9 protein-coding genes and 1 pseudogene are annotated in these 7,575 nt (G+C 71.4%); 6 read left to right on the forward strand and 4 right to left on the reverse strand.

Annotated elements, in window-relative coordinates; translation table 11 throughout:
• Positions 1-958 (forward strand): annotated as a pseudogene (locus QR78_RS18870) (ExeM/NucH family extracellular endonuclease); the annotation flags it as partial.
• A gap of 78 nt (positions 959-1,036) precedes the next feature.
• On the opposite strand, the gene QR78_RS18875 reads toward QR78_RS18870, so the two are convergent.
• Complete coding sequence (locus tag QR78_RS18875; protein ID WP_048429108.1) at positions 1,037-1,609, reverse strand: type 1 glutamine amidotransferase domain-containing protein; 573 nt, start codon at positions 1,607-1,609, stop codon at positions 1,037-1,039.
• 145 nt (positions 1,610-1,754) lie between these two features.
• On the opposite strand from QR78_RS18875, the gene QR78_RS18880 reads away from it, so the two are divergent.
• Positions 1,755-1,973, forward strand: coding sequence for a hypothetical protein (locus QR78_RS18880; RefSeq protein WP_048429109.1), 219 nt, complete (start codon positions 1,755-1,757; stop codon positions 1,971-1,973).
• 78 nt (positions 1,974-2,051) lie between these two features.
• On the opposite strand, the gene QR78_RS18885 is transcribed toward QR78_RS18880, so the two are convergent.
• A complete protein-coding gene (locus QR78_RS18885; protein ID WP_048429110.1) occupies positions 2,052-2,438 on the reverse strand; it encodes a hypothetical protein in 387 nt (128 codons plus the stop codon).
• 165 nt (positions 2,439-2,603) lie between these two features.
• Here QR78_RS18885 and QR78_RS18890 point away from each other — a divergent pair, with 165 nt between their 5' ends.
• The 4 genes from QR78_RS18890 to QR78_RS18905 all read left to right on the forward strand — a co-directional run bounded on the left by QR78_RS18890 (position 2,604) and on the right by QR78_RS18905 (position 4,041).
• Positions 2,604-2,960, forward strand: coding sequence for a DUF6496 domain-containing protein (locus QR78_RS18890; RefSeq protein ID WP_048429115.1), 357 nt, complete (start codon positions 2,604-2,606; stop codon positions 2,958-2,960).
• 25 nt (positions 2,961-2,985) lie between these two features.
• A complete protein-coding gene (locus QR78_RS18895; protein WP_048429111.1) occupies positions 2,986-3,192 on the forward strand; it encodes a hypothetical protein in 207 nt (68 codons plus the stop codon).
• A gap of 226 nt (positions 3,193-3,418) precedes the next feature.
• Positions 3,419-3,631: a cold-shock protein gene (locus QR78_RS18900; protein WP_048429112.1), complete on the forward strand. Its 213-nt coding sequence runs from the start codon at positions 3,419-3,421 to the stop codon at positions 3,629-3,631.
• Between the two features lie 185 nt (positions 3,632-3,816).
• Positions 3,817-4,041 carry a hypothetical protein gene (locus tag QR78_RS18905; RefSeq protein ID WP_048429113.1) on the forward strand — a complete coding sequence of 75 codons (225 nt, stop codon included), beginning with the start codon at positions 3,817-3,819 and terminating at the stop codon, positions 4,039-4,041.
• Positions 4,042-4,196: 155 nt separating this feature from the next.
• Here QR78_RS18905 and QR78_RS18910 read toward each other — a convergent pair whose 3' ends face one another.
• Together QR78_RS18910 and ligA are read right to left on the reverse strand one after the other, a co-directional pair.
• Entirely contained in the window at positions 4,197-5,069 is an 873-nt protein-coding gene (locus tag QR78_RS18910) for a 3'-5' exonuclease (RefSeq protein WP_048429116.1), read from the reverse strand.
• Positions 5,070-5,101: 32 nt separating this feature from the next.
• Positions 5,102-7,575 (reverse strand): NAD-dependent DNA ligase LigA (ligA, locus tag QR78_RS18915; RefSeq protein ID WP_048429114.1); only part of this gene is annotated, 2,474 nt, incomplete at its 5' end.

A 7,575-nucleotide genomic window follows, 5' to 3' on the forward strand; every position in this document is an offset into this window, starting at 1 on the left:
GACCCCGACCGGCCCGACCGGCAACGACACCCTGGTGTTCAATTCCAGGCTCGCCGATACCACCGTCACCCGCGACGGCGCCTACACCCTCATCACCGGACCCGAGGGCCAGGACCGCGTCACCGGCTTCGAGCGCTACCTGTTCGGCGATGCCACCGTCGTCACCGGCGACGGCGCACCCCTCGTCGACGACCTGTTCTACCTCGCCGCCAACAAGGACGTGCTCGCCGCCGGCCAGGACGCCGACGCCCACTACGCCCAGTACGGCTGGATGGAGGGCCGCGACCCCAACGCGCTGTTCTCCACCGCCGGCTATCTCGCCGCCAACGCGGATGTCCGCGCCGCGGGCCGCAACCCGCTGGAGCAGTACGACCAGGCCGGCTGGAAGGAGGGCCGCGACCCCTCCGCCGCCTTCGACAACGAGCTGTATCTGGCCCGCAACCCGGACGTGAAGGCGGCCGGCCTCGACCCGCTCAAGCACTATATCGAGTACGGCCAGGGCGAGGGCCGCGGGATCTACGCCGCCATCGGCCGGACCGCCGACCTCGCGGTGCATCCGGGCTTCGACGCCGAGTACTATCTTCTCGCCAACGCCGACGTGGCGCGGGCCGCGACGGGGTCGGGCAAGGACCCGTTCGCCTACGCCTACGAGCACTACCAGACCTATGGCTGGAAGGAGGGGCGCAACCCGAACGCGGTGTTCGACACCCGCGGCTACCTGGCGGCCTATGGCGACGTGAAGGCGGCGGGGATCGATCCCCTGATGCATTACGACCAGTACGGCTGGAAGGAAGGCCGCGACCCGTCGAAGGGGTTCGACACGACGGCGTATCTGGCGGCGAACGGCGACGTGGCGCAGGCGAAGATCGACCCGATGCAGCACTACCTGCAATACGGCGCGGTCGAGGGCCGGGCGGCCCCCGGCGACGCGACCTTCGGCTACGGCACCGTCGGGTAGTCTCGCGAGCGCGCCGATCCACGGAAAAGTCCCGCGCGACGAACGCCGCGCGGGCCCTCCTCGTCGCCGGAACGACGGTTACGCCGCCGCGCGGTCGTGGCGGCCTTCCTGGACCTCCTCGATGATCTTGGCCGAGAAGGCGTCGAGGTCGCCCGGGTTGCGGCTCGTCACGATGCCCTTGTCGGTGACCACCGGCTCGTCGCGCCACTCGGCGCCGGCATTGATCACGTCGGTCTTGATCGAGGAGAACGAGGTCATCTTGCGGCCCTTGGCGGCGCCGGCCTCGACCAGGAGCCAGGGCGCGTGGCAGATCGCGGCGACGACCTTGCCGCTCGCCACGAAGCTCCGCACGATCTCGAGCGCCTTCGGCTCGAGCCGCAGCTTGTCCGGGTTGATCTGGCCGCCCGGGAGCACCAGGGCGTCGTAGGCCGAGATGTCGAGGCTCTCGATGTCGGCATCGACCTTGACCGGGCGGCCCCAGTCGGTCTCGTCCCAGCCGCGGATGCTGTCCGGCGTCTGGCGGGACTTCGGCGCGGCCACGGTCACCTGGGCGCCGGCCTGCGCGAGCTTGGCCTTCGGCACTTCGAGCTCGCTCTGCTCGAAGCCGTCGGTCGCCATGATGAGGATCTTCGCCTGCGTGATGCTCGGCATCGGGGTGTCTCCGGGATGATGCGGGATCCCCGTGCAACATCTCGGCCCCGGGCCGGTTCCGGCCCCCGCCCGCCGTCTGCCGCCGCGGAACCCCGCCTGCCCGGGCCGGTTGACCCGCATACCCAGACGGACAGGAGGAACGACCATGGCCAATCCAGGCCTGCCCGGCCACGAGCCGGTTCCCGGCGGCATCCCGGGCGATATCCCGCCGCCGATCGCCCCCGACGAGGTGCCGGATACGGGCCCGACCGGGCCGCGCTCGCCCTACCCCGTCAACGATCCGGGCATCACCGACCCGAAGGGTCCCGGCTCCGAGCCCGATTACCTTCCGGGCGGGCCGAGCAATCCCGGCACGCGGTTCTGAACAAACACGAAGGGCGCCCGTCGGGCGCCCTTTTCGTTTCAGCCGTCGGCTCCGGCCGATCGCCGTCGATGCCCGCGGTCAATGCCCGCCATGCGAGCTGCGCACGTCCCGCGGCGCGTTCAGGATCTCGTTGAGGGAGGTGGCGACGTGCCGCGCCTCCTCGTCGGTGAGGCGAAGCTGGAACGGCGGCAGGCCGCCTGCCTGGAGCGCCACCACCGCCTGGCCCTGCTCGTCGGTGCCGACCTCGATCGCCGGCGAGGTCACGTCGAGCATCGCCGCCTCGTCCTCGCCGAGGTCGTCCATCTCGGCCTCGTCCGGCTCGTGCATGACCGTGAGAAGCTGACCCACCGCGCGCACGAGGGCGCGGGCCGCGCTGGCATCCATGATGACCGCGGTCGACTGGTCGTCCTTCTGGAACGAGAGCTGGATGTTAGAGCCTTCGAGGGAAACCGAGATACCCGCCATTGAGAGTCCGACACCGTAGAACGTCGCCGGTATATGGGAGCCCTCCGCCCGAGGCGACAGGGAATTGTGCGCAGGGCCGGCCTGCATCGCTCGAAACACCCCGACATCGACCGCGTTGATCGATCGCAAGGGGCGCCTCCGCGCCCGGACGAGCGGATGACGATCATGGCCGCACGCAAGACGTCTGACGGCAAGACCACCGACGGCAAGACCACCGATGCCCAGAAGGGCACGATCGCCCGGGTGATGCACGAGTTCAAGGAAGGCGAACTGGAGCGCAACGACGGCGAGCCGGTCACCGACCGGCGCCAGGCCATCGCCATCGCGCTGCGGGAGGCCGGCGCCTCGAACCAGGAGAGCCCGTCCGACAACCGGGCGAATTTTCGCAGCACCCGGGCCAAGGAGCGCGACACGCGGTCCCACGCCACCCGCGCAGCCCTCTACGACGAGGCGAAGCGCCGCGACATCAAGGGCCGCTCGCGCATGACCCGCGGCGAACTCGAGCGGGCGCTCAACCGTTAGGCGCGCTCATCGACAGGAGTCCCGCATGACCTCGAAGCAGTCGAAGACCACGACCCCGACCGATGCCGACCTGAAGGGCAATCCCGGCATCGGCACCTCGAAGGGGATGACCATGTCCGGCGGCGATCCGGAGGATCTCGCCGGGGCCAACACCGACGAGGGCGACGTCGCCAACGACACCACGCCTCAGGGCGGCGTCGACCCCAACCAGCGCGGGCGCACCAACCGCTGACACGCGGCGTGCGCGTTGTCGCGGCCGTCCTGCCTTGTTCCGGACAGACTGCGCCCCTACATGGGGATCAGCGGCAACGGGCGGGCGGCCTCGGGCATCGTGCCCGGCAGGGACCCTACGGGCCCCGGCCATCGAAGCTCCCACCCGGACAATTGGCGCTGTCGCACTGTTACGCTCTCATGCGAGGGCGGAACGTGACGGCTTCTAACGAGACGAGGACGACCGCGTGAATACTGGTACTGTGAAGTGGTTCAACGACCAGAAGGGCTTCGGCTTCATCCAGCCGGATAACGGGGGCAAGGACGTGTTCGTCCACATCTCCGCGGTGGAGCGGGCTGGCCTGCGCGGCCTCGTCGAGGGCCAGAAGGTCTCCTACGAGCTGCAGGCCGACCGGCGCGACAGCACCAAGATGTCGGCCGTGAACCTGCAGGTCGCCTAAAGGCGGCCCTCGGCCCGGGTTAACGTGATCTTAACGCTAATTCCGTTAAGGTTACGGAACCTAGGCCGCACTGGAGCGTTGAGAGCCTGCGGGCTCTTCACGCGCTCCGCCGGCGGCCCTCTGGCCGCCCGCCACGCACAGTCGCTCCCTCGCGGAGCGCCGAAAAGATAGAAGAAAAGACATCCATGTTGTTCGAGTTCATCCGGCGCGACGGCGCGCCCACCGTCTTCAACGACGGCCATACTTTCCATGTCGACCGGATCAATCGCTTCGGCGAGGGCGGCTCCACCGATGTGAGCCACCTGATCGACAAGAGTTACGGTTATCATTCGTCCCGCGAGCTGCGCTGGCACCTCGCCGAGCGGTTCGGCCTCGTGCCGAGCGCCGTGGCCCTGCGCGAAGCTCACTGAGGTTTCGCGGGTCTCAACCCAGACCGCCGTCAATCGTACGAGGCGGGCCGCGCGCGAGCGCGGGCCCGCCTTTGTCGTGTCCAAGGGCCGCTCGCTCTCGTCGGTCTCCGCCCGCTCCGGATCCGGAGCGGGGTTCGACGGAGGGACCGTCTCCCTCACCCCAGCGGCAGCAGCCTCGCCAGCGCCGCCACGTCTCCCGGATTGTCCGACAGGAGCGCATCGATCTCCCCGGCGGCGAGGGCCCGCACGTGCCGGCAATCCGGCCGGAACCGCGCCCCGGCGCAGGAGCAGCGCAGCCGCAGCCCGTCGCGGCCCTCGATCAGCCGCACGTCGTAGGGCGTGCCGCTGCTGCCGCGGACGACGAAGTGCAGCAGCGGCGCGCGGGTCTGCCGCGGCGCCCCGATGCCGCGCAGCGCCCGCGCCGCGATGCCGTCGGGCGCCCGCGCGCCCTCCCCGGCCCGCTCCCGGGCGAGCCCCATGCGCCGGGCGAGGCTCGCGACGTCCGGCGCGCCGGCCTCCCGCATCACCGCGAGCGCGATCTCCGCACAGGCATAGGCGTCCTCGCCGGCATCGTGGTGGCGAAACGTCACGCCGACCCGCGCGGCCAGCGACGACAGCCGATAGGTCCCCTGCCCCTGGCCGCCCTCGCCCGGCCAGTGCCGGCGGGCGAGCTGCACCGTGCAGAGCGAGGTATAGTCCGGCTGCGGCAGGCCGTAGGCCCGCAGGGTGGCCGCCAGCACCCCGACGTCGAAGCTCGCGTTGTGGGCGAGCACCAGGCTGCCGGCGATCTCCGGCAGGAACGGCGCCATCGCCTCGGGGAAGGACGGCGCCCCCTCGACGTCCCGCGGCCGGATGCCGTGGACCCGGATGTTGCCCGGCGAGAAGCGCATCTCGGCCGGGCGGATCAGCCGCGCCTCGCGCCGCACCACCCGGCCGCCCTCGATCCAGGCGAGGCCGACGGCGCAGGGGCTGTCGCGGCGCTCGTTGGCGGTCTCGAAATCGATCGCGAGGGTGCGGGGAAAGCTCATCCCCGCGCTCTTCCCGGCGAAGACGCCGATTTTCAGGCGGAGGCCACCATCGCCAGCCACTCGTCCTCCGAGATCACCTTGACCCCGTGCTTCTCGGCATCCTTGAGCTTGCTGCCCGCGCCCGGCCCCGCCACCACGAGGTCGGTCTTGGCCGAGACCGAGCCCGAGACCTTGGCGCCCAGGCGCTCGGCCGTCGCCTTGGCCTCGCTGCGGGTCATCTTCTCCAGGGTGCCGGTGAACACCACGGTCTTGCCGGCAAAGGCCGCGGCCTGCGCCACCGGGGCCGCCCGCTCGGTCTCGACCTCGGCGAGCAGGGCCTCCACCGCCGCGACGTTGTGCGCCTCGGAGAAGAACTGGATCAGCGAGGCGGTGGTCACCGCGCCGACCTCGCCGTCGTCGGCGAGCGCCCGGTAGGCGTCGCCGGGCACCTGCCCCGCCGCCCGCTCCACCGCCGCCCGCACCCCGGCCGCGTCGCCGTAGGCCTCGGCCAGGGCGGCGCGCTGCGGCGCGGAGAGCCGCGCCACCGCGCCGCCGGCCAGGAGGTCGGCGTCGGGGGATTCGGCCGCCGCGGCGAGCAGCCGGTCGCGGGTGGTGGCCCCGACCCGGTCGAGGCTCGCGAGCGCGATCCAGTCCGGCCCGGGCTGGCAGGCGGCGGCCGCCGCCACCCCCGCCATCAGGGCCGGCATATCCGAAAAATGCTTGGCCAGCGCCTTGGCGGTCGCCTCGCCGACCTGCTCGATGCCGAGCCCGAAGATGAACCGGTTGAGCGGGATTCTTCGGCGCGCCTCGACCCCGGCGAGCAGGTTCTTGATCGCCTTGTCCTCGTCGTCCTTCTTCTTTGCCGCCTTCTTGACCTCCTTGCCGGCAGCCGCGGCGCGCTCGGCCGAGAGCGCCTGGCGCCGCGCCACCACGGCGGCCTTCAGGGGCTCGAAATCGAGGCGGAAGAGGTCGGCGGGCTGGCGCACCAGGCCGGCCTCGAACAGGGTCTCGATATAGGTCTCGCCGAACCCCTCGATGTCGAAGGCGTTGCGCGAGACGAAGTGCTTCAGCCGCTCCTGGCCTTGCGCCGGGCAGATCAGGCCGCCGGTGCAGCGGCGCACCGCGTCGAGCTTGCCGGTGCGCGGGTTGAGGCCCCGCACCGCGTGGCTGCCGCAGGCCGGGCAGGTCTCGGGGAAGCGGTAGGGCACGGCGTCCGCGGGGCGGCGCTCCAGCACCACGTCGGCGACCTTCGGGATCACGTCGCCGGCGCGCAAGACCACCACGGTGTCGCCGACGCGCACGTCCGACCCTTGCGCGAGGTCGGCATCGTCCCGCAGGGATTGCCCCTGCCAGATCGCCACGCCGCTCCGGATCGGCTGCCCGTCGGCATCGACGCCGTGGACGTAATCCTCGTTGTGGAGCGTCGCGTTCGACACCACCACGCCGCCCACCGTGACGGGCTTCAGGCGCGCCAGCGGGTTGAGCGAGCCGGTGCGCCCGACATTGATGTCGATCGCCTCGACCACCGTGGTGGCGCGCTGGGCCGGGAACTTGTGGGCGAGCGCCCAGCGCGGGGCGCGGGCGACGAAGCCGAGGCGGCGCTGGAGCGCGAAGTCGTCGACCTTGTAGACGACGCCGTCGATGTCGTAGCCGAGATCGGCGCGCCTGGCCTCGATCATCCGGTAATGCGCCAGCATCGCGGCCGCGTCGGCGCACAGCACCGTCAGCGGGTTCACGGGCAGGCCCCAGCCCTTGAAGGCCTCGATCATCTCGAACTGCGACTCGGCCGGCTGGTCCGACATCTCGCCGGCCGCGTAGGCGAAGAAGCGCAAGGGCCGCGAGGCGGTGATGCCGGCATCGAGCTGGCGCAGCGAGCCGGCGGCGGCGTTGCGCGGATTGGCGAAGAGCGGCTTGCCGGCCGCCTCCTGGCGGGCGTTGATGCCGGCGAAGTCCGTATGCGACAGGTAGACCTCGCCGCGCACCTCGCACACGTCGGGCCAGTCCGCGCCGGCCAGCTCTTCCGGAATCTCCCGGATCGTCCGCACGTTGGCGGTCACGTCCTCGCCGACCTCGCCGTCGCCGCGCGTCGCCGCGGTGACGAGGCGCCCGTTCTCGTAGCGCAGCGACAGGGACAGGCCGTCGATCTTCGGCTCCGCCGTGAAGGCGACGGGCTCCCCGCCCAAGAGACCGAGGAAGCGGCGCACCCGCTCGACGAAGTCGCCGATCTCCTCGTCCGAGAAGGCGTTGCCGAGGGAGAGCATCGGCACCGCGTGCCGCACCTTGGCGAACTTGTCCGACGCCTTGGCGCCGACGCTGGCCGAGGCCTCGCCGGTGCCGGCGAGATCGGGAAACCGCGCCTCGATGCTCTCGAGCCGGCGGCGCAGGGCGTCGTACTCGGCATCCGAGATCGTCGGCGCATCCTCGCCGTGGTAGCGCCGGTCGTGCTCCGCGATCTCCGCCGAGAGGGCGGCGTGGAGGCTCTGCGCGCTCTTGGGGTCGAGGTCGTCGAGGGCGGGGTCGCGGGTGG

The sequence above is a fragment of the Methylobacterium indicum genome (assembly GCF_001043895.1).
Taxonomy (GTDB): Bacteria; Pseudomonadota; Alphaproteobacteria; order Rhizobiales; family Beijerinckiaceae; genus Methylobacterium; species Methylobacterium indicum.